The 22957-nt window shown below is 54.6% G+C and carries 16 protein-coding genes and 1 pseudogene; 2 read left to right on the top strand and 15 right to left on the bottom strand.

Going from position 1 to position 22957, the window contains the following annotated elements; all coding sequences use genetic code 11:
• The first annotated feature begins 11 nt into the window (after positions 1 to 11).
• On the top strand, positions 12 to 692 hold the full coding sequence (locus HW561_RS12705) for an IS6 family transposase (protein ID WP_176865308.1): 681 nt from the start codon (positions 12 to 14) through the stop codon (positions 690 to 692).
• 406 nt (positions 693 to 1098) lie between these two features.
• Here HW561_RS12705 and HW561_RS12700 read toward each other — a convergent pair whose 3' ends face one another.
• The 6 genes from HW561_RS12700 to HW561_RS12675 form a co-directional block, all read right to left on the bottom strand.
• Positions 1099 to 1383 (bottom strand): hypothetical protein, encoded by a 285-nt coding sequence (locus HW561_RS12700; RefSeq protein WP_176865306.1) that lies wholly within the window; start codon positions 1381 to 1383, stop codon positions 1099 to 1101.
• Positions 1384 to 1472: 89 nt separating this feature from the next.
• Complete coding sequence (locus HW561_RS12695; RefSeq protein WP_176865304.1) at positions 1473 to 3137, bottom strand: Na/Pi cotransporter family protein; 1665 nt, start codon at positions 3135 to 3137, stop codon at positions 1473 to 1475.
• A 142-nt stretch (positions 3138 to 3279) separates the two neighbouring features.
• Positions 3280 to 4632, bottom strand: a complete 1353-nt coding sequence (gene pbfA / locus HW561_RS12690; RefSeq protein ID WP_176865302.1) for a (R)-1-hydroxy-2-aminoethylphosphonate ammonia-lyase — start codon at positions 4630 to 4632, stop codon at positions 3280 to 3282.
• 104 nt (positions 4633 to 4736) lie between these two features.
• A complete protein-coding gene (gene phnY, locus HW561_RS12685; RefSeq protein ID WP_235962887.1) occupies positions 4737 to 6200 on the bottom strand; it encodes a phosphonoacetaldehyde dehydrogenase in 1464 nt (487 codons plus the stop codon).
• Between the two features lie 3 nt (positions 6201 to 6203).
• A complete protein-coding gene (gene phnA, locus HW561_RS12680) occupies positions 6204 to 7448 on the bottom strand; it encodes a phosphonoacetate hydrolase (protein ID WP_176865297.1) in 1245 nt (414 codons plus the stop codon).
• A gap of 20 nt (positions 7449 to 7468) precedes the next feature.
• Complete coding sequence (locus HW561_RS12675) at positions 7469 to 8656, bottom strand: 2-aminoethylphosphonate--pyruvate transaminase (RefSeq protein WP_176865295.1); 1188 nt, start codon at positions 8654 to 8656, stop codon at positions 7469 to 7471.
• A 119-nt stretch (positions 8657 to 8775) separates the two neighbouring features.
• On the opposite strand from HW561_RS12675, the gene HW561_RS12670 reads away from it, so the two are divergent.
• The gene (locus HW561_RS12670; protein WP_176865293.1) at positions 8776 to 9660 is read left to right on the top strand and encodes a LysR substrate-binding domain-containing protein; all 885 of its coding nucleotides are present in this window, start codon (positions 8776 to 8778) and stop codon (positions 9658 to 9660) included.
• A gap of 29 nt (positions 9661 to 9689) precedes the next feature.
• Here HW561_RS12670 and HW561_RS12665 read toward each other — a convergent pair whose 3' ends face one another.
• The 9 genes and pseudogenes from HW561_RS12665 to HW561_RS12625 all read right to left on the bottom strand — a co-directional run.
• Positions 9690 to 11711: a putative 2-aminoethylphosphonate ABC transporter permease subunit gene (locus HW561_RS12665; protein ID WP_176865291.1), complete on the bottom strand. Its 2022-nt coding sequence runs from the start codon at positions 11709 to 11711 to the stop codon at positions 9690 to 9692.
• Positions 11708 to 12823 (bottom strand): putative 2-aminoethylphosphonate ABC transporter ATP-binding protein, encoded by a 1116-nt coding sequence (locus HW561_RS12660; protein WP_328803279.1) that lies wholly within the window; start codon positions 12821 to 12823, stop codon positions 11708 to 11710. Before HW561_RS12660 ends, HW561_RS12665 begins: the two co-directional genes overlap by 4 nt.
• Before the next feature lie 132 nt (positions 12824 to 12955).
• Positions 12956 to 13975 carry a putative 2-aminoethylphosphonate ABC transporter substrate-binding protein gene (locus HW561_RS12655; protein WP_176865287.1) on the bottom strand — a complete coding sequence of 340 codons (1020 nt, stop codon included), beginning with the start codon at positions 13973 to 13975 and terminating at the stop codon, positions 12956 to 12958.
• A gap of 231 nt (positions 13976 to 14206) precedes the next feature.
• Positions 14207 to 15736: a sulfatase-like hydrolase/transferase gene (locus HW561_RS12650; protein ID WP_176865285.1), complete on the bottom strand. Its 1530-nt coding sequence runs from the start codon at positions 15734 to 15736 to the stop codon at positions 14207 to 14209.
• Positions 15737 to 15753: 17 nt separating this feature from the next.
• On the bottom strand, positions 15754 to 16593 hold the full coding sequence (locus HW561_RS12645) for an EamA family transporter (protein WP_176865283.1): 840 nt from the start codon (positions 16591 to 16593) through the stop codon (positions 15754 to 15756).
• Positions 16594 to 16630: 37 nt separating this feature from the next.
• Entirely contained in the window at positions 16631 to 17566 is a 936-nt protein-coding gene (locus tag HW561_RS12640; RefSeq protein ID WP_176865280.1) for a GlxA family transcriptional regulator, read from the bottom strand.
• Between the two features lie 104 nt (positions 17567 to 17670).
• Positions 17671 to 20133, bottom strand: a complete 2463-nt coding sequence (locus HW561_RS12635) for a GcvT family protein (protein WP_176865278.1) — start codon at positions 20131 to 20133, stop codon at positions 17671 to 17673.
• Positions 20134 to 20219: 86 nt separating this feature from the next.
• The gene (locus tag HW561_RS12630; RefSeq protein WP_176865276.1) at positions 20220 to 20975 is read right to left on the bottom strand and encodes a DeoR/GlpR family DNA-binding transcription regulator; all 756 of its coding nucleotides are present in this window, start codon (positions 20973 to 20975) and stop codon (positions 20220 to 20222) included.
• Between the two features lie 683 nt (positions 20976 to 21658).
• A pseudogene (locus tag HW561_RS12625) lies at positions 21659 to 22822 on the bottom strand (ISNCY family transposase); the annotation flags it as partial.
• Between the last annotated feature and the right edge of the window lie 135 nt (positions 22823 to 22957).

The raw sequence follows: 22957 nt of genomic DNA, 5'->3' as shown, positions 1-22957 counted from the left end.
AGGTGCCCGACATGATCTCGTTCAAAGGTTGCCATTTTCCCAAGCAGGCCATTCTTCATGCAGTCGATTTCTACCTGCGGTACTCGGTGTCCTTGCGAGATCTGGAGGAGATCCTGGCCGAGCGCGGTGTCACTGTTGATCATGCAACGCTCAGCAGATGGGTGGTTAAATTCTCGCCCTTGGTCGCGATCGAGGCGCATAAGCGAAAGAAGTCCGGCGCCGCTTCCTGGCGCATGGATGAAACCTATCTCAAAGTGCGCGGCCAGTGGATGTATCTCTATCGTGCGATTGATCGTGACGGGAAAACCCTTGATTTCATGCTATCTGAACGTCGGGACACTGCAGCGGCCAAGAAGTTTTTTTCGAAGGCATTGGCCAACAACGGCATTCCATTGCGGATCGTGATCGACAAGAGCGGAGCAAATGCTGCCGGAATCAATGAAGTAAACAAAATCCTCAAGCGATTTGGTTGCCCAACCAAGATCACCACAGTGAGATCCAAGTACCTGAACAATCGAATTGAGCAAGACCATCGCTTTATCAAACGGCGAACGCGTCCGATGCTTGGATTCAAATCCTTCACGTCAGCGGCAGCGACGCTCGATGGCATCGAAGTTGCTCAAATGATCCGGAAGAAACAATTTGAACTGGAGGGCGACGGCTTCGCGCAGTTTGCGGCTCTCGCTGGATAACCGTGTCTAGTCGTTAGGATATTTTTGCGCTGAGTACGAGTTTGCGACAAAACCGCCCGGCGCGTTATGGGACCTGTCGATGGATGCATTCACAGAAAGCACGCGCACTATTCTCATGCCAACAGACGAGCACTGTGCTGAAATGTAATTTTCGCGGGTCAGTTATGAAGGTGAAGACACTCCCGCTGGCCTCGGTGTGCCAACAAGGATCTGCAAACAAACTGAATGGAGGGATCTATTGAAGAGATTAGAATCAGGAATCGCAGCCAGTAAATGACTGCTGTTGCGAATACGATTGCTGGAAGGAAGACTTTGGCGCAGTCGGAAACCCTATCGCTGTTGCCATCGGTGAGCGAGATCGCCCTGAATATACCTGGCCATCAATTCTGCAATGCCAAAAACGTTACTAAGGTAAATAAAATGTTGTGGCCCTTTCAGCCGTTCGACTTTCGGTTCCAACTTCATTGCTGAGAGTTGGCTTACTTTGCTTTGGATGTTTTGAAGAAGCGTCAGAAGAACTGGGTTCAACGGTGCGATTGAGAGGTTTTTCTGTATAGAATTTATTTGACTGGGACCGCCTGTGACCAAGGTTTTTAAGAAAGCCAAACAATCCTAAAACAAACTGGTGCGTACGAACGTAGTTACTTGCGCTTACGTCCTCTTTTGCGTCTTCTGTTTTGATTTTTCTCATTGAGACTGGCTCCTGTGTCAGACCGCCTTCCCGATAGTAACACCGTTTCGTTGTTCTGGTGCTTAAAAAGTGCTTCTTTTGACAGCTCGTTAGTCAGCGATTTCGTTGACCAACCGTGTCTCAAGCAACTGACCGTTCCTGTACAGGACGGGGTAGGCAATGGATGCAATGTGACTGTTGAATTCCCGGAATGCCCGCAATGTTTCCAGATGAATATCGCTGGTCTCGAAGCTTTCCGTTGTCCCGTGTTGCAAACGGCGCAGGTGCCGCTTGCGGCTGTCCCGTTCCACACGTTTGATTTCGGTCTTTTCCAGACTCAGAAGCCGCGCGCTTTCCAGGTCGTCTGAAATCAGCACATTTGATGCCAGCTTCATGTTAGCCAGAATACCTTCGTGCATCTGAACAAGTTCCGACCAACCTTCCTGAGAGAAACTTGATCCCTTTGCGCGCATTTCACCTGCCAACACAGCCAGGCGTTTGGCGACCACATCGCCCGCCGTTTCAAGCCGGATCGCAAACTCCATAAGGTCACGTGCGGTCTTTGCATCCTGCTTTTCATATCGTTCTGTGGGTATAGCAGCAACAAATGCGCGTATGCCCGACAGGCATCGGTTAACGTCCTCATCAATGGCCTGAATCGCGCGAATCTGATCCTTGTCGCCGCTGCGGTACAGTTCCAAGGCAGGGCGGAACATGGTCTCAATAAGGTCGCTCATCCGCAGCAGCTCACGCTTGAGGCTTGGTAGGGCCTGGCTGGGGTTTGAAACATTTTCCAAGTCCAGTGCGCTGACTGGTCGCGCAGGCTGCGAGTTCTGTTCTTTCTTCTGATCCGGCAGTAGTCCTTCGAAAATTCCCTGCAACCGCCCGCAAAATGGAAGGGCCAGAACCAGCAGTGACAGGTTGAACGCAAGATGCACATTAACCAGCATCTGGCCTCCTTGCGGGTCGCCCAATAGCCCGGTCCGTAAAGCAAGGTTTGCTGCAAACAGGGTCATCAAAGCCCAACTGCCACGCAGCGCCAGATTGGCGTATGGTATGCGCCGCGCAGTAACGGGCATCCCTCGCGTCAGCCAGACCGGAATGAAGGCCGAGCCGAAATTCGCGCCAAAGACCAATGACATACCGGCGGCAAACGGGATTGCGCCAATCTGCACAAGCGTCACGCACATAAGGATGGCCGCGACCGAAGAATGCATGACAAAGGCCAGCGCACCGCCGACAAGGAAGGCGGTTATATAGTCGCGGGCCAGATAGTCGGCTACGGCGGGCAGAAATGCGCTGTCGCGGATGGGGTCCATCGCCTCGCGTAGGAACCTGAGCGAGATCAGGATAAAGGCCACGCCCATCAGGATGCGCCCAAGCTGGCGTGCTTTCTTGGCTTCGGTTTTTACGAACAGATAGCCGCCAATTGCCAGTAGCAGCGGCACAAGCCAGTCCAGCCGGAAGGACAGGATCTGAATGATCAACGCGGAGCCCAGATCGCCGCCCAGCACAATCGCCAGACCGACCGAAAAATTCAGTATCCCGCTGGCGGCAAAACCCGAGGTCAACAGTGCCACCGCAGCCGAGCTTTGCAACACAATCGCCATCATCACGCCCACCAGCGAAGAATGCAAGTAACTGCGCTGCTGCGTCATCACCCGCTGGAACGACGCGCCGTAGCTGCGTTCTATCCCGGTACGCACCATGCGGACCGCGTACAGCAGCAGCATGGTTGCTCCGGCCAGACTGATCAGGAAGGTGACAATTGCCATACTTCACTCCAATTTCAAACTTGGCTCAGTTCACCGTGTTTTCCAGTCGATTTTGCAACACTCCTTTCAGTAAGGCACCGATCCGTGAGGGCGGCGCATTTCCGCATTGTCCGACATTGCGCGGCGGATGCGGCTCGGCGGGTCAAATTTCGTCCTCGATTGCAGCAACAACGATGTCGATGGCCCGGTCCAACTCCACTTGGGAAATTGTAAGCGGTGGCGACAGGGTCAACACGCATCCCTGACTGATCTTGTAGCTCAGCCCCGCTTCGAGACAGGCATAATAAATCCGTTCCGCGCGGCCATTCCCCGGTGTCTTGGTGACGCGGTCCTCGACAATCTCGATCCCGAACATAAGGCCACGACCGCGGATGTCGCCGATGATCGGAACATTCTGGAGCGCATCCATTAGGCGGCTCATCGCGTGTTCGCCCAATTTTGACGCACGCTCGACCAATCCCTCATCCTCGATAATCTGCAGCGTCGTCAATGCAGCGCGAGCGGTAACGGGGTTCTTTTCGTGCGTGTAATGTCCGATAGCAAAATCGCCGCAAACATCCAGATTCTTGCGGGCGATACAGGCGGCGATGGGGAGGATACCTCCGCCCAGTGATTTGCCGATGGTGACAATATCAGGAACAATCTCGTCATGCTGGAACGAGAACATTTGCCCAGTCTTGCCCAGCCCGGTCGGAATCTCGTCCAGGATCAGCAACGCTCCATGGCGGTCGCAGATATCGCGCACCCGATTCCAGAAACCTGGCGGCGGCACGATGGGCACAGCACGCATCGCCTCGGCCACCACGGCACAGATGTCGCCTTCTCGTTCGAGAACATAGTCGATCATGTTTGCGCAGGCTTCGGCGCTAGCTTCGAGCGTTGTGTGCCCATAGGGGCAACGGGTGGGGTGGAACGGAGCCACATGTTCAGTACCCGGCAAAAGCGGACCGGCGATATGGCTGCGGAACGTGGCCTCGCCGCCAATACTCGCCGCGCCAAAACCTGCACCATGGAAGGCGTCCCAAAAACTGAGCGTCTTGAAGCGGCCTGTCGCGGCACGGGCGATTTTCAAGGCCACTTCGTTGGCGTCCGAACCGCCGGTTGTGAACAGCACCTTGCCCAGATCGCCGGGGGTGATGGCGACCAGCTTTTCGGCCAGTTCCACAGCCGGGTCATTGGTGAACCGGCGCGGAGCAAAGGGCAGGTCGTCCAGTTGATCCTTGATCGCCTGCACCAGCCGGGGATGGCCATAGCCGATGTGATGGACTGAATTTCCGTGGAAATCCATATAGCGGCGGCCATCCAGATCCTCGATCCAGATCCCTTCTGCATTGGCAATCGTGCTGACGCAGGGGCTGGACAAGGATTGATGCAGAAACACATCCGCGTCGCGTTTTAGCAGTGGCGACGATTTGGGTCCGATAGACTTCTTCAGCCAAGTACTGCGGGCTTCCGAAGTATTCGATTCCCCTTCGGTATGGACAATCTGTGGCATATCCGGTCCTCGCTGTCGCTTCGTAAAAGATGCGGACCCTGAAAGGTCCGCCAGTAGGGGGAGGAATTTTGAAGCCCCGCCCGCTAACGGGAAGGGCAGGAATGTCAGCCGGGCCAGGGCAGTGAATAAGTTTTGACGTTGGTAAAGAACTTCATCGCTTCGATGACGCCTTCCTTAACGCCGTTGCCGCTGTCCTTGATGCCGCCAAAGGGCGACATTTCGATCCGGTAACCCGGTTGTTCCCAAATGTTGCAGGTGCCCACATCCAACCCGTTGATATAGGAAATTGCGCGATTCAGATCGTTTGTACACACACCCGAGGACAGGCCAAATTCCGTCGAGTTCGAAATGGCCATCACCTCTTCATCATTGTCGGGAACACGCACGATGGGGACGATCGGGCCAAAGGTTTCTTCCATTACCAGTTCGCTGCTATGCGGTACTTTGTCGATCACGATGGGTGGCAGCAGCGCGCCCTGACGACCAGGGTGATAGAGGATTTCCGCACCTTCCTTCTCGGCCTGATAGACGCGGTTTTCAAAAACTTCCGCCGCCTTGTCGTGGATCACACAGCCAAGTTCGGTTTCAGGATCCTGCGGATCGCCAAACTTGATCTTCTGTGCCTTCTCCAGCACCAGCGGCACAAATTTATCCGCCACGCTTTCCTGCACCAGAATACGCTTGACCGCCGTACAGCGTTGACCTGAGTTGCCGGTCGCGCCCGCAACCGCAATTGTTGCCGCCTTCTCCAGATCAGAGTCGCTGAGGTCATTGAGAATAATTAGGGGGTCGTTGCCGCCGAGTTCCAGCGCCTGGCGTTTGTAAACTCCCTTTTCGGCAATCATCTTGCCGACCGGCACACCGCCGGTGAAGGTGATGATGTCAATATGCTCGTTGGTGATCATTTCATCGCCGATGTCGCCAGGCCAGCCGGTGACAACCTGGAACATCTCGGGCGGCAATCCCGCTTCATAAAGAATGTCGGCTAAGGTCAGCGCCGTCAGTGGAGTGAGTTCTGTCGGTTTGCAGACCATGCAGTTGTTAGTCGCAATAGATGGAGCAATTTTGTGGCTGACCATGTTCAGTGGGTGGTTGAACGGGGTAATCGCACTAATCGCCTTCACCGGCTCTCGCGTCGTGAAAATTTTGCGTGCCTTGCCGTTATGGGTCAGATCGCAAGAAAAAATCTCACCATCATCCTTCAGCGCCTCGGCGGCGGCGAACTGGTAAACATCCTGCGCGCGTTTAGTTTCATAGATTGCGTGCTGATGGCAAATGCCCAGTTCCAGCGTCAGCCATTTGGCAAGGTAATCACGCTTTTCCCCGATCAGCTCACCCGCGCGCTGCAGGATCTGGCTGCGTTCATACCGGGTGAGTTTCGGCTTGTAGTTCGCCGCAATCTCGAAGGCCTTGCGTGCATGTTCAGCAGTTCCGGCCGGGACATGACCCACTACCTCGTTGGTATAGGGGTAGAGCACCGGAACGGTTTCGTCGGTAAAGACAATTTCACCTCCGATCCGCATCCCTTCGTTTCGTATTTCGGTATTCGACATGGTTTGATCTTTCATGATTTACTGTGCCGCTGCTGTGGTTGCATAGAAAAAGGCATCGAAGTTGCGCAACACCGGCTGGTTCGGCAAATCGATGACGCGGTTTACGATGAAGGGCACCTCTTGCTCGGTCAAACCGCCATGGCTGCGCAGTGGCTCTTTCAGGGCCGCCAGATCATGACGATGCTCGGATGTGCCGATGCAGATGTTTTCGCCGGAGACCATCACGATGTCGCCAATCCGGTCGCCAGGCAGTTCGAATTGCTCGATGGCTTCGGCCTTGGTCAGAACATGGGTAATCCCCTCGGTCGCTCTGAGTTTGGCGATGATATCGTCCTGATCCGAACCTTCGGGCAGATAGGCAGTGGCGAACGAGCCCAACGCGCCGTGATGCACCACGTATGGGTCGGTAATCGGCAAGATGACCCGCGCTGCGTCCTTACCAAGCCATTCGTCCATCAGATCCTGTGCGTAGACAACGGCGGGGGACCCATCAGCCAGATGCTTCGGCTTCATGCCATGATCGGCGGTCACAACGATGGCGGCACCCAGCTCGTCAAGCTCGCCCAGATAGCGGTCAAACATGGCATAGAAATCAAGTGCACCCTGCTGTTCGGGGGCGAACTTGTGCTGAATATAGTCGGTGGTCGACAGATACATCACGTCGGGTTTGAACTCTTTCAGCAGCTTGACGCCGGCGGCGAATACAAACTCGGACAGTTCGGCCGAATAGACCTCAGGGACGTCCATGCCCAGCCATTTGCTTGCATTGTCGATGCCGTGCTCGGCCATAGTCGTCTCGCCCGAGCGTTCCGAAGAAAAGGCAACGGCGCGTCCTTCGTCAAATTTCAACCCGGCACCGAGCAAGGCGCGCAGCTTGTCCTTGGCGGTAACCATGGCAACGCGGAAGCCAGCATCGTAGAACTGCGAGAAAATGGTCGGCGCGCGCAAGAAGCGCACGTCGTTCATCATGACCTCTTCACCGCTGTCGGGGTCGATCAGATAATTACCGCAGATACCATGCACGATGGGCGGCCGGCCGGTTGCGATCGACAGGTTGTTGGGATTGGTGAAGGACGGGATCACGGAATGTGCCAGCCGATCAGTGCCTTCTTCTCGCATCCGCTTAAGGTTGGGCATCAGACCCTTTGCAATTGCAACTTCCAGATATTCCGGCTCGCACCCATCCAGGCAGATGGCGATTGCGGGCACTTTTGGCGTCGGATAGACGCGCTCGTTTGCTTCAACAGGAGTTTGGATAGTCATCTTATTATGTTCCTTGGTAGTTAAGCTGCCAGTTTGGCGCGTTCTTTCAATGCCCGGAGGGGGGGTGCAGCGCTTGTGACACCCATCTCCTCCAATGATTCTTTTGCTGCGTTTACAACTTTGCGCATGACGTGCTCGTCCATTTGGCCGATACATCCGACACGGAAACTGTCGACCACCGTCAGCTTGCCCGGGTAGATGATGAAACCCTTGGACTTCATCAGGGCATAGAACTGGTCGAACACGAAATTTTCGTCCGCCGGGCAGAAAAAGGTGACAATAATTGGACTGAGCCAGCGATTGTCCAGCAATGTCTCAAAGCCCAGCTCGCGCATTCCCTCAACCATGACATCACGGTTGCGGGTGTACCTACCGCCGCGGCCCGGAACACCTCCTTCGGCGGAATGCGCCCTGAGTGCCTCGATGAATGCCGCCACCACATGGGTGGGAGGGGTGAACCGCCATTGACCGGTCTTGTTCATATGCGCCCATTGCGCGTGCACGTCCAGGCTCAGCGAATGGCTGTTGCCCTCCGCGGCCCCAAGCTCGGATTTTCGGGCGACGATAAAACCGAAACCGGGCACGCCCTCGATGCATTTATTGGCCGAGGATACCATGGCCTCGTACCGGATCTCGCTCGGTTTCAGCTCGACGGCGCCGAAGGCCGACATCGAGTCGACTAATAGCTTGCGCCCGGCGGCATAGGTGACCTCGGAAATCTCTTCGACGGGGTTCAGAATGCCCGAACTGGTTTCACAGTGAATCGCAACCACATGCGTGATGTCGGGGTCATCGGCAAGAATGCGGGCAACTTCGTCGCCGCGCGGCGGCAGGTAATCGCCCTTGTCCAGAACTACATGCGCGCGATCCAGGTATTCCAGGGTCTTTGCGGAGCGTTGCCCATAGGCACCATTTGCTAATACCAGCGCCCTGCCATCGCGCGGAATGAATGATGCAAGCATCGCTTCGACCGAAAACGAACCACTGCCCTGCATCGGGACACAGTCGAAATCATCAGCTCCCTCGCCAAGCAAAGCCAGCAGGCTGGATCGCACCTCTTGCGTCATGGCGCGAAAATCGTCATCCCAACTGCCCCAATCCTTTAACATGGCCTCTTTTACGGCATAGGATGTCGTCAAAGGACCGGGCGTCAGAAGGTAAGGTTCACCGAGGCGCGGTTGTTCGATTTTGGGATTGGAAGGCGTCATAACCAGGCTCCAGAAAAGTATTTTCAAGAACACAATTGCAGCAAATGTTGCTATATGTGAAATTGCAAATATCAATCTAATTATAAGCACAGCCTATGATCTGACTTCGGAGGAGCGCCATGCGACACAGCCAGCTCAAAGCCTTTCACTATGTAGCCAAGCATGGGGGATTTTCGCGTGCTGCAGAGGCTCTTTTTCTGACGCAGCCTGCAATTTCGGAGCAGGTGCGAAAACTGGAACAGGATCACGATTTGTTGTTGTTCCAGCGCGAGCGCAAACGTGTGACCTTGACCCCCGACGGTGAGCAGCTTTACCGATATACCAAGCAATATTTTGAGATCGAAGGTCAGATCGAGGACTACCTCTCTGAGACCAAGGCTGTGGTCGATGGAGAGTTACGCATCATCGCCGACTCCGCGCACCACATGACGGCCTTTCTGGGTCCCTTTCAGAAAAAAAACCCAAATGTCACGATCACCGTGCGCTCGGGGAATAGCGAGGAGATTCTGGAAGAGCTCAGGGCGTATAACGCGGAAATTGGCGTAGTAGGCAGCCTTTCTCCGGGCAAGGATATGGATGTCTTGAGTCTTGGTTCTACTGAGATCGTGGCCTTTGCCGCACAGGGTGTTCTTTTGGCATCGAAACCGACGCTGTCGCTAGAAGAGTTGTCAAATCTACCGCTTATATTCCGCGAAACAGGGTCGAAAACGCGCCAGAAACTGGAAGATGAGGCCAAAAAACACGGGATCACGCTGAAACCAGCGATTGTAGCGGAAGGGCGCGAGGCGATAAGGGAACTTGTGGCCTCCGGCGCAGGTATCGGTTTTGTCTCGCAGGCGGAATATGGCCATGATGACCGTCTCCGGCAAATCAAGCTTAAAGGCATCAACCTGCAGATGGGCGAGAGCATCATATCGCTGTCGCAGAGGCGCGAAGTGAAGATCATCCGCGCCTTCACAGATTTTGCGCAGCGTACCTTGGAAGAAAACCCCGCCAACGATTGATTGGCGGGGCTTGGTATCAATGGTGGCAGCTAGCGACTTCGCCAGCCTTGAGTGCGTTTTAGAATTCCTTTGGACGCAATCAGGTGAATAATCCGCGCCGTTGCGTTGGTGTAAAAGATCATCATGCCCATCGCCGCAGCCGGTGCGATATCTCCGGCATCATCCATGTTCAGCACCGCGATAGATGCCAGCGTCGTTTTAGGTGAGTAGAGGAACACGACCGCCGAAACGGTCGTCATCGCATTGACAAACAAATAGATTGATATGTCCAGAACAGCTGGAAGACATACCGGAACTGTCACTCGGGCAAATAGCTTCATTGTTGGCTGCTTGAGCGAGGATGATACCGACTCAAATTCTCTGTCCATCTGCTTTAACGCGGTCACAGCCGTTAGGTGTGACACCGTATAAAAGTGAGTCACCGTACAGATCACCAAAATCGCCATCGTTCCGTAGATCCCGTTCAGGGGATTGGACGGGCTGTTAAAAAAGAAGATGTAGGAAAGGCCTAGCACCATGCCCGGGATTGCCATAGGCAGCATCGCGAACATCTGAAAGATTGATCGACCTGTTCTGAACCCGTTCGACTTTTCAACCAGATATGCACCAAAGAAGACGACTGAAGTACCGATCACCGCCGTCAAAAGCGCCAGCTTGATCGAGTTAATGTAGGAGCCCCAACCGCCACCATCCATCTTGTTGAAATCGTAGTTCTTCAGGCTCAGGCTCAGGTCGTAGGGCCAAAACTTGATTAGCGCTGCGAATTGGCACACAGCCAGCAGCCCAACGATGAACAAACCGATCAGACAGCAATAGACTAGAAAGAACCGATCTGCCTTTCGATTTGGGGTTGGCTGGTACGGGACCGACCGGGCCGACAATAAGGCAACCTGCTTTGATTGCACCATGCGGTCGATCGCGAAGGCCAGGATTGCCGGGATCACCAGAACGACCGAGACTACGGCACCCATTTCAAAGTTCTGCTGGCCGATCACCTGCTTGTAGATATCAACGGCCAGAACGTTGAACTGACCTCCAATAACTTTTGGCAGACCAAAATCAGTTATGACCAGATTAAATACGACGAAAGCGGCAGAGATCAGACCATATCGCGCGCCAGGAACGGTGACCGTCCAAAAAGTACGCCACGGCGTCGAACGCAGGCTGACTGCAGCTTCGTATAGTCGTGCATCAGAGATCGCCAGCGCCGTTGAAATGATCAGGAAGGCGTGCGGGAAGGTGAAGAACACCGAGCCTATTACGATGCCAATCGGACCATAGATACTGGCGCCGAACAGCAACTCTTTTATCATGCCCTGATTGCCGAACAGATAGACCAGCGCGATCCCGGGCAACAGCGAAGGCACCAGGATCGGAGCCATCGCAATCAGACGAAACACACCCTTGAACCGCATGCAACTCCGGTTCAGCGCATAAGCGAACCAGAACGCCAAAGTTACTGTGACAATGGTGCTAATTACAGAAATCCAAAGGGAGTTCTTGATAGAATTGAACAGTGCCGGGGTTGAGAAGTAGTTGACGAAATTTTCCAAGCCTCGCGATTGAACTGGCCTCAGTTGAACCCGCCGGAACTGATTGGAATCGAGCGTGACCCAATCCGTATTGTCCTGCAGCGTAGAACCGACAAGAAACCGCCCGGTGTCGCTCGTGTTACGGATTTGGTACATGACCGGACTGCGAAAGCTGAAATCGGGAAAAAGCTCGGTTACTGATAGCCGCCCGTCTGAGCCGGTAGACAGTTCGGTGCCGGAAAAAGCCCCGATTTGTTCGTTCAGTGCGTCGCCCGACAGAATGGTTCCGTCGAACTGGCCTGCGTCATCACTGACTTGGAACTCGTATTGCGACAACTCCATCCGATAGGTGGAGAAGGATTTAGAGAGCATCGTGTAAAGCGGCAGGACCAACGTCGCGACCAGATAGAGCGCGATCACGATCATGCTGCCGCGCATCAGGATGTCATCCCTGCTGAGCTTGGGTTTGATGTCAGGCCCGGCTGGAAGGGTACCCGGGTTGATTGAAATCTCGCTCATGCTGCTGTCTCCGGAACATCAAAGGCCATCAGCCGGTTTTCGGGTAGCTCAATCACCATGGTCCGACCCTCTTCCAGTTCTAGACGGCGCACGGCATTGATCGAAAAATCCGCGATCAGCTCCGAAGATCCAAATCGCTCGTTACTTAAGCGGCAGCGCCAGAACGAACCGAGGAATTCCATTTCATCAAGAGTGACGTCAATGCAATTCCTGTTGCCGCCGGTATCGAGATAACCAGCCTCATGCGGAATGATATCTTCCGGCCGGATTGCTGCAATCGCCGGCATACCGTCGTTGAAATTGTGGCCAAGGCACGCAAAGGTCTTTTCGCCGACGCTCAGTCGACCACCTTTGGTGACCTGTGATTGGATCTGGTTCATTTCTCCGATGAAGTCCGCCACGAACAAGTTAGCAGGCTCGCGGTAGATTTCTGTGGGTGATCCCACTTGTTCAATAACCCCATGATTCATGACAATGATCCGGTCCGCCATGGCCAGAGCTTCTTCCTGATCATGTGTCACCATCACGGTGGTTACGCCCAGTTTGCGCTGTAACTCCTTGATCTCATGCCGCAGGTGAACACGCACTTTGGCGTCCAGTGCCGACAGGGGTTCGTCCAGCAGCAACAGGCCGGGGTTGGTTGCGATGGCACGGGCCAATGCAATCCTTTGCTGCTGACCTCCTGACAACTGCGCAGGGTATTTCTTGCCCTGGTCCGGCAGTCCAACCAGATTCAAGAGTTCGTTTACACGAACCGCGATATCCGACTTGCTGCGGCCCGTGTTTTCAAGGCCGAAGGCGATGTTCTTTTCAATCGTCAGATTTGGAAACAGCGCATAGGATTGAAACACAATCCCGAAATCACGCTCGGACGGGGGCAGATTGGAGACGTCTTTGCCATCTTGCATGACCGTACCTTTGGTCTGCAAATCCAATCCGGCGATTGCACGCAGAAGAGTGGTTTTCCCACAGCCGGACGGACCGAGGAAACAAATGAATTCGCCTTCGTTGATTTCAAGGGAGATATCCTTGAGCGCTAGAAAGCTGCCGAACGCTTTCCACAAATTCTGGATGCTGAGATACAGTTCACCGGGTGGTGTTTTCTGAAGCACGGGAGAGGTCCTCACATCTGCACCTCGGGCACGGCCGAAACTGGCCAGTCTGATCCGGGTGAGTAAGTTGTTTGTTGGGGAACAAGAGCATGGTGTGCAGGAGGGGCACAAAAGCCCCTCCTGCTAATCGGATTACTTCGCTTCCGACTTTCCGTCATAGCGAGACTGCCATTCCTTCAATATTGCCGCGCGATTGTTGGCAGCAAACTCAAAGTCATTTTCGATCATTGCATCCAGAAGACCCTCGGGGAAGTGCTCAACTGGTTTTGCAACACCCGGATAGGCCACGACTGCATAACCGGTATTATACATTTCGTTGGCCTCTTTGGTGACCGTGAAATCAACCAGCTTCTGCGCGGCCTCGAGATTTGCGGTACCAGCAACAATTGCGGTTGCTTCCATGTCCCACCCTACGCCCTCAGAAGGTACGATGACCTCAAGAGGTGCTCCGTCCGCTTTGGACTTGGCCCCACGGAAGGCAAAGGAAATGCCAATTGGAATCTCGCCTGCGGCCGCCAGTTTGCAGGGTTTAGAACCTGAATGGGTGTACCGCGCGATGTTCTCATGCAGTGCATCCATATAATCCCAACCGCCATCTTCGCCGAACATCTGAAGCCAGCTTGAAACATCAAGGAAGCCGGTCCCTGATGAATTCGGGTTCGGCATGATGACCTGATCCTTATACATCGGGTCGGTGAGGTCCTTCCAGGATGTCGGCGGTGTCAGCCCGGCCTTTTCGGCCTCGACTGTGTTGTAGCAAACCGAAGCAACCCAGGCATCCATGCCAACCCAGGCCGGAGGATTGTCGCCATCAACAAACTTCACATCCAGTTCTTCAACGCCAGCCGGCGCGTAAGGTTCCAGCATACCCTCCGACTTGAGCAAAAGCAGCGACGTGGCCGCCAGACCCCAGACGACGTCTGCCTGAGGGTTGTCCCGTTCTGCCAGCAATTTGGCGGTGATGATCCCGGTCGAGTCGCGAACCCAGTTAATCTTGATGTCAGGGTTGCTTTGGTTGAACGTTTCGGCGTATCGGGCCAGATCTTCCGCCTCGACTGCGGTGTAAACAGTCAGTTCTGTTTCTGATGCTGCTACCGTCGCAGTCAGCGTGCCGACGGCAAGAGCAGTAAGAAGTGATGTTGCGTGTCTCATTGTTATCCTCTGTTGGTGATTTTTGGAATGGTTCGCCATTCTCGTGCGGCGTTCTCATTCAGATTAGTGCCAACAGTTTGACAGATATTCTTTTCAAGAAAAATCGATTATACCTTCAACATCATAAGCCGGTCTTATGGAAGAACTATCGTCGACCCCAGGATTGTTGTGATCGGTTTTAAATTTGCAGTGGTAGGTTTTAAACGTTTGAAATCAGTGCTTTGATTGTGTTTAGTGCTGCCCTGTCTTAACGCCGCCGGCACGCACAAGCGTTTGTGCAAAGGTGGGATCGGCATTAATCATGCGGTGGTCCAGCATCTTGCGGGTCAGGTGAAGCAGCGTTGGCGTGTTTTCGGGCCGCTCAGCGTTGGACATTTCTTCGCCATCCTCGTCCATGCCAAAGAGTACCTGCGGCAGCCCCGCGCCAAACTCGACCAGACGGTGTTTTTTTGTGCGCAAAATGCCCAGATTTGCCTGTCGAGAGGTCAGGCCTAGCTCAACCATCCACGACGTCGGCTTTACCGGATTGCCAAAATCGAATTCGGAAAAGCTGTGTGTAGCGCCTTCCGTTTCGGTGTCAGCCAAAATACCAAGCAAGCTTCGCCCGTTCATTGAAGAGGGGATTTCCGAACCCACTCTTTTGAGAATGGTGACGGGTATATCAATGGATTCCGTGAACCCGGAATGCACTCGCCCGTGCATATCAGGACGCGCGGGATCGCGCACAATCAAGGGCACATGATAGGCGGCATCATGGAACGTGCCTTTCCCCCACAGCCCGTAGTCCCCGAGCATCTCGCCGTGATCTGCGGTGACGATCAGAACGGTATTGTCCCACTGACCGGAGGTCCTGAGCCAGTCTAATACGCGCCCGATATGATGATCGACCTCCGTTGCTAGAGCCAGATACAGCGATCTCAGCTGGGCGATGGTTTCCGGATCATTCTTCAGATCGGGGAAGCCGACAACCATGCTTGAGATCGGTTGTTTATCCTGCGCCGGGGCAAGGAAAGGGTGCCAGTGTCGGTCTCCCAATGGATCGCGGGTTGAACGCGGCGGGGGCATATCCTGTGGATCGTATAGCGTATTGTAGGGTGCAGGCGCCACAAACGGAGGGTGCGGCCGAATATAGTTCAGCGTGGCAAACCATGTGGATTCAGCATCCTGCATCTTCGACAGGAACTGATCCGACAGAAACGCCGTATCGCTTTGTTCAGCCGGATACAAAGCCGGATCGCCGACGTTCGGGCCGTTGGGTCGATAGGTGTCGGGGTAGGGGGGTAGCTCAACGCCCCGCTGCGACAAATGCGAAAGCCAGGCGCCAACATCCGATTCCATACGCAATCTCACCACCTCCTCAAAGCCCGGAAGTAACTCCTCGTAGCTTTCAAGCCTTGGGTCATCGAGGGGTAGAACCCAGGGATCGTGGGTCGTGTCGGAATACCCAAACATACGTGGAACATACCCAGCCTTCCGCATCGCACGCGCCAAATTCGGTGTATCGTGCCGGAGCGGCGTGCCGTTTCGGACTGCCCGGTGATTGAAAGCATATTGCCCGGTGAAAAGCGATACCCGGCTGGGGCCGCAAGGAACTGTGACGGCAAAATGGTTGGCAAAGCTGACGGCGCTTTCCTGAAGTCGTCGCAGGTTGGGCAGCTGCGCCACCCGTCCGAGTCCATCCTGCCCCAGAAGATCATAGCGGAACTGATCGATGACGATCAGCAATACATTCGGGCGTGTTTCTGTGTTCTCTGTCTGCAAATCCCCCTCCTAACCCCTCAACTTGCCATCGCCAGAGCTACAATCCCGATCGCCACGATGCTCGCAGCCAGAAGCCTGTTGGATTTTGGCCCTTCGCCAAACCACATGACACCAATAATCGACGCAAAGATAACGGAACTTTCTCTGAGCGCTGACACCACACCCAATGGCGCGATTGTCTTTGCATAAAGTACAAGCCCATAGGCCACGCCCGAGATGACACCACCCGCGAGGCCAGCCCAGACATAACGTCTGGGTAGAGTCACGACACGCTGCCACCTGGTAGTGAAGATGAAACCTGCCACAAAAATCTCGGCCACGAACAGTGTTGCGATGTACCCCAGTGTGTTCTCGGACAACCGGATGCCAATACCATCCACAAGTGAATAGGACGCAATCATCAAGCCGGTGCCAAAGGCGGCTGCTACGGCGATCCAGTTTGTGTGTCTGCCTAATCCTGCAAGGGATAGGCACCCAATTCCCAATGAGATACAGATAATGCCGATCCATGCGACGGACGGCAGAACTTCGCCTGCGAACAGTATCGCGCCCACAGCGACCAGAACCGGTGTCATTCCGCGTGAGATTGGGTAGACCACCGACAGGTCGCCATGTTTGTAGGCGGTGTTCAGAAACCAGTAGTACCCCCAGTGGATCAGGGTCGAGCCAACGATAAAGGGAAAAGCCGCCCAGACCGGCAAGCCAGTGAATGGTATTACAAACATCGCTGGTATCGCATGGCCAAGCGAAATCAGCCCCAGAACAATGGCTTTGTCCGGCGCACCTTTGACAACGGCATTCCAAAGCGCGTGCAGAAATGCAGCGGTCAAAACAATGAAAAGCGCGTCAATTGTCATAAGAACCTGACGAAATGTGGTGAACGCCAGCGACGCATCAAGTTTCGAACCCCGGGGCGCTCATCCGGGCGCGTTCGCAGGCAGGAGTTTGCCCGAACCTTTGTTTGTACTTCTGCGACAGCGTTGCATAAGACCCAAATCCGCTGGCTAGTGCGACCTCGGCCAGCGTTAGATTGGTGCATCTGACAATTGCATGGGCCTTCTCCAATCTTTCCTCCAAGTAGTATGCCTTTGGGGTAAGTCCTGTCGCGGTTACAAATTTCCTTTCAAGTTGGCGCACTGAAATCCCTACTTCCTCAGCAATGCTATTAATCTGGAGGGGTTCTTCCAGATTATTCCGAAACAGTTCTATGGCCTTGTCAACAACGATGTCGCCGGTAAAGCCGTCATCAACTTGGGCGACGTCGTGTGCGCAAGCGATACACCTGCCGAAATTCGGTCTGTAGCTCAGGAATTTCCGGTTTAGCCGGGGCTGTTCCTGCGGAGTAAGTGTGTCGCTTGTAGTCTTGGACAGCAGGTTGAGCAGAGAGAACCCTGAACCTGCAGACCATATCGCTCCACTGGCGTGGCTATCGTTAGATGCGGGCGAGATATCTGGGAACTGTTCTTGCAGTGCACTTAATACTGAGGACGAGGCAGCGACATCCAAGCCGCAGAGAAGCCCGGTACGTGCGAGTGGGATCAACGCCGCCTCAACTGCGCCCAGAACCCGGCCCGCCCTGAGCTGCGAACGCGCCACGCGGCCAAGATGGTTTTGTTGATCAGGAGGCAGGTCCGGTCCTCCGAGCAAAAACAGATAGCCACATCGCGCCGCGTCGTCATCGATGCGGCTGGTGCTCAAATTTACTCCGCAATCGCTCTGCACATCAGCGCCAGCAAACGACAGAACCGAGACTCTGAGCCGTTTGTCAGGGGCAAGTTGGTTCGCGGTCTTCAGATAGGCCAACCCCACCGAAAGCTGATCCAGAGGCAATCCATCCCAGCACAAAAAGCCGATGTCGTTGACACGCGTCGTGTCGGGTTCGATGACCGAACAGTGTTTCATCCTGATCTATGCCAACTGAGTGTCATCCGAACCTAGCCGTCCGTTTTAGGCCGTTCGCCTTTTGCATCGTAAGGGGTTCGTAAATGAGCCGTTGCAGACAACCGGGTTCCGGCAAGGTCAATTTCGAATGCCCCGCTTCGGATGTATTCCGCCGTGACCCGTTGCGGCGCGTCCAACTGGCACAGCGCGACCGCTGCACCCAGCGTGTGACCATAGGCAGCCGAACGGACCTCACCTATTTCGACCCCATTGCACAACACGGCCTCACCGCCCCACAGCTGCGGAGCACCATCTTCCAGCACCAGTTGCACGATCCGGGTTTTCAGGTGGCCGGGGTCCGCTTTTGCGGCCAGCAGTGCCTCTTTCCCGATGAAGCCGCCGGGCTTGTCATAGTCCACGGCAAAGTTCAGACCAGCCTGGATCGGCGTGATGTCCGGAGTCAACTCGCGGCTCCAGGCGCGGAAGCCTTTCTCGATCCGCAGGCCTTCCAGCGCATAGTATCCCGCATCGCGAATACCATACTCGGCCCCGGCGCGCATCAGGTCTTCGTAAACGCCAACTGTGAATTCAACCGGAACCACCAATTCCCAGCCCAATTCGCCGACATAGGTCATGCGATTGGCCGGAACCGTTGCATAGCCCAGATCGATTTCCTGAACGGTGGCAAACGGGAAGGCTGCGTTCGACAGGTCCGCTTTCGTCAGCTTCTTCAAGACATCACGCGACTTTGGCCCCATGACCGACAGCACCGACCATGCAGCCGTCACATCCGTCAGGAAAACATGGGCATCATCGCTAAAATTCTTGCGTATCCAATCCGCGTCGTGAATGGTTTGGGCTGATCCCGTGATCAGCATATACTCCTGCGCTTTCACTCGCAGAACCGTCAGGTCGGATTCATACCCCCCACGTTCATTCAGCAAGCCTGTGTACACTGTCTGGCCCACGGGCACGTCAACATTTGCAGCGCAGATTCTGTTCAACTCGCTGCAAGCATCGCGTCCTTGCACCAGCAATTTCGAGAACGAGCTTTGGTCAAACAGCGTTACCGCTTCGCGAGTGGCCTTGTGTTCTTTGCCAGCATTGACATGCCAATTCTGACGATCGAAACTGTATTCGATCTCGGCTTTTTCACCGTCTTCGGCAAAATAGTTCACCCGTTCCCAACCCATTTTCGACCCGAATACGGCGTTCTTTGCTGCCAGTCGGTCATACAGGGCCGAGCGGCGGAAGGGGCGAGCCGTGTCTAGTTCCCGGTTAGGCCAGGGCATCGCGTAGTGCAGGCCCAGCGTTTCCTTGACACGGTCATGCAGCCAAGTCGGGTTGTTGTTGAAGTTCGCAAACCGCCGGATATCCACCGCAAACAAGTCCGAGGTCGGCGCCCCTTCGACAATCCATTCGGCAAGCGCGCGCCCGGCCCCGCCTGCACTGGCGATCCCCATCGAATTGAAACCTGCGCCGACGAAAAAGTTCTTCAGCTCGGGCGCTTCGCCCAACAGATAGTTGTTGTCGGGGGTAAAGCTTTCGGGGCCGTTATAGAACTGACGCACGCCGGTCTCTGCCATACTGGGCACCCGGATCAGGGCGTTTTCCATCAGGATTTCGAACTGGTCCCAATCGTCTTCAAGAAGCTGAAAGAAGAAGTTGTCTGGTATGCCGTCCATGCCCCAAGGCTTGGCGTCCGGCTCAAAGCCGCCCATGACCAGTCCGCCAGTCTCTTCTTTGAAATAGATATAGCCATCAGGGTCGCGCAGAACGGGCAGATCGGGGTTCACGCCCTCAATCTGCTCGGTCACGATATAGTAATGCTCGGCAGAGTGCAGAGGTACATTGACGCCGCACATCTTGCCCAGTTGCCGGGCCCACTGTCCACCACAGTTCACCACGATCTCGGCATTGATAGCGCCCTGATCGGTGACCACACCGGCGACGGTGCCGTCTTTGGTCAGAATGTCAGTGACTTTCATTCCTTCGATCACCTTCGCGCCACCCATACGCGCGCCTTTGGCCAGAGACTGAGTCAAATCGGTCGGGTTCGCCTTGCCATCGCCGGGCATCCAAAGCCCACCCTTGACGTCATCCACCTGCATGACAGGCCACTTGTCCTGCGCCTCTTGCGGAGTGATCACCTGAACCTCAACACCTTGCGCGCGCGCGGCAGCAGCAGTGCGCAGCAGCATGGTCATACGGTCCTCAGTTCGTGCAACCGTGACCGAACCGCATTCCATCCAGCCGGTGGCGAGTCCGGTCTCGGCCTCAAGCTGTGAATACAGCTCGGTCGAATAGCGAATCAGGTTGGTCATCGCGGGCTGGCTGCGCAGCTGACCGACGAGGCCCGCTGCATGCCAGGTTGTGCCGCAACTCAATTGGCCCTGTTCCAGCAGCACAACATCTCGATGCCCCATCTTCGTCAGGTGATACGCGACCGAGCAGCCAACGATACCGCCCCCCACGATGACAAATTGCGCGCTTTGCGGAAGTTGGGTGTCGGCCATTGCGTTGCTCCGTACAAGAGGAATCGGGTTTGCACACACCTTATTGTTACTTTGCAAAACTTGGCAATATTTTTCTTTTCTTGGCGTTATGCTCGCACAACTTTGACGGGCTGGTTTCTAAGCGTTTCAGAAATGCCTTTGGGCAACTCGCTATCAACCACAAGAGTCACATCCATTGACAATGGCTTCATCGCAACTTGCCCAACCACGTTGAATTTGCTGCTGTCCGCCAATAGGAACGGGCGCTGCGACCGCTCTATCATCATGTTGCGCAGGTTGGCGCCTTCCAGCGAAAAATAGGTAAACAAAGCCCGCGCGCTGATCCCGCCCACCCCGATCAGCGCATATTCTGCATTGTACCGGGACAGGTGGTCCAGCGTATCCAAGCCCATTGTTGCATTCTCTGAAAAATCCAGTCGCCCGCCCAGAAGAGTGACTGTCGCCGCAGCCGGCTCCAGAATAGAAGCTATAGTTAAATCATTGGTATATATCACCAAATCCCGACGAGCTGCCGCTAGAGCATGTGCTGCAGCAAGCGTCGTAGAGCCATTGTCAATAATCACACTCGCTCCATCCGGAATTGTGCTGGCAACATAAGCGCCAATGCGCTCTTTGCCTTCACGGTTGGTTTGGGTGCGATCGGCCATAGGGGGTTCGTGCGTTCGCACACTTGTCGCTCCGCCGCGCACTTGGTTGAGCTTGTTTTCCTGCGCCAGTTGTTCGATGTCCTTGCGCACGGTTTCCCGTGACACTCCAAGCCGTTCTGTCAGAGATCGGATTGAAACCGCAGGTTGACGCGAGACTTCTTCTAGGATTATTGCGTGTCGTTCGGATGGTAGCATCGGATGATCTTCAGATTCAGTGTTGCTCAATCATGCCAAATTTTGCAAATATCGTCCAGCCCAGTTCAGTCCAGATGATTACGTTGCAATGCCAGTATTACGAAGCCAAGCCGAGTTGCGGTTGAGCGATCTGCCTCCCTGATAAACGGGTATTGCCCAAATCCAGATTAGAATGTGCCCGCTTTCGGTCCAATGTTGCAACCAAGTAGAAATGTCCCTCCCTCTGCAAAGCAGAAGTGTCACCAAGAGCGCTGACGGTAGCAAGGCTTAGCAGCCCGGAGACCTCACATATCGCAGGGCTGAAAAGCCTTGCGGGTGGGTGTGGGATTTCAGCTATTGTTTGCGTTTTGTGCGCTTTCGCCCCTCTTCGGAAAGAAGGTGGATTGGCAGGCCAATGAAGATAATAGCCGCAACAACGATGATAACAGCCAAGATCGGCGCATAGTGAGCGAGAAGATAGATGGCTGGAATGGCCGGGAGTAATACACCCAAAAGAACAACGATGCTTATATAAATTCGGATAACCGATGCCGTTGCCCACGTCCAGAGCCGGGTCTGCTCTATGCGAAGTATAATTCCCGAAAGCCTATCGATGATAGAATGCATGCCTCAAGCATATGCTTACATGGCACAGTTACCACCATTTTCTAAGTAAATTTCCGTTTCGAGATCAATGGTTATTTCTATTCCAGAACAGTGCCTTGGGTGATCTTTGTGCTGGCTCGCTTTCTCGGCGGCCGGCCTGGCCTCCTGCCGTTGGGCTTGTAACCCATCTTCTCGGAATTGGTCCGCACCTTGGGTTTTGGTGGAGTCTTCTCCTGAAGTTCCTTGATATGCGCAAGCACAGCCCCCAGCCGTTTGTTCTCCGTGACCGCGGCGTGGGTGACGCGCTGGTCCATATCGAAGATCCGATAGGGCAGGGACTGACCTTTCCAGCGCACCTCGAACCGGCCATCGACAAAGGCGTAGGTGTCCACGTATTTGCCGACCAGACCGCGCGTGACATCGGTCTCTTCAAGCATGATCCGCTTGCGATCATAGGAAAATGTAAGCTGTTGACCGACATAGCGGTTCTCGCGCCAGCTTAGAACATCGGCCAGCCGATCCGGTTCTACGTTCAACGCACGATGAAGGTTGTCCTGCTTGGCAGGCACCTTTGCGAACTTCGCGTTATAGCGATCCTTGAAACTTTCCAGAAAAGCGTTCCCGGCTTCCATGTCCGAGATATCGGCCAGCCTCAGCTCTTTGACGAGTCGATCCTGGAGCGTGCGGTTGGCGCGCTCAACCCGGCCTTTAGCCTGGGAACTGTTCGCGCACAGGATCTCGATGTTCAACTCGTTCAACGCACGACCGAACTGGGTCATGCCAGCACCGCCTTTGGCGTCTTCCTTGGCGACACGAAACACAGTGTGTTTATCGCTGTAGAACGCGACCGGACGGCCATGTTTGTGGAGATAGCTCTCAAGCGCTTCGAAGTAGCTGAAGGTGCTCTCGGATGGAACAAAGCGCAGTTCCATCAAGGTGCTGGTCGCGTCGTCGATGAAGACGAGCAGGGTGCAGGGATCGCCTCGATCCTCGAACCAGCGGTGGTCGGAGCCGTCGATCTGGATCAACTCACCATAGCATTCCCGCCGCAGACGCGGCTGATGGAATGACCGGCGCTGCTTACGAGATAGCCAGATTCCATCTTCCACCATCCATTTGCGCAAAGTCTCACGCGAAACTTTGAAGCCGTGATGCTCAGCCAACTTCTCAGCGGCCAATGTCGGCCCGAAATCCGCACAATTCTCTTTGACCAACGCCAGCGCATAGTCGCGCTTTGCTCCGTGGATCTGATTGTTCGGAGGTGTCACTGTACCCTAATTAATCAGAATCTTGTCTGAAATTGTCCTGCGAAATCAATGGTGGTTTGTATTCTTAATTTTCATATTGTACCGCTAATTACCACACTGTACCCTTAATTGCCGTACTGTCGGAACTGT

Source organism: Ruegeria haliotis (assembly GCF_013377785.1).
Taxonomy (GTDB): domain Bacteria; phylum Pseudomonadota; class Alphaproteobacteria; order Rhodobacterales; family Rhodobacteraceae; genus Ruegeria; species Ruegeria haliotis.
Note: the sequence above shows the minus strand (reverse complement) of the source record. Positions and strands in the feature narration are given on the sequence as shown.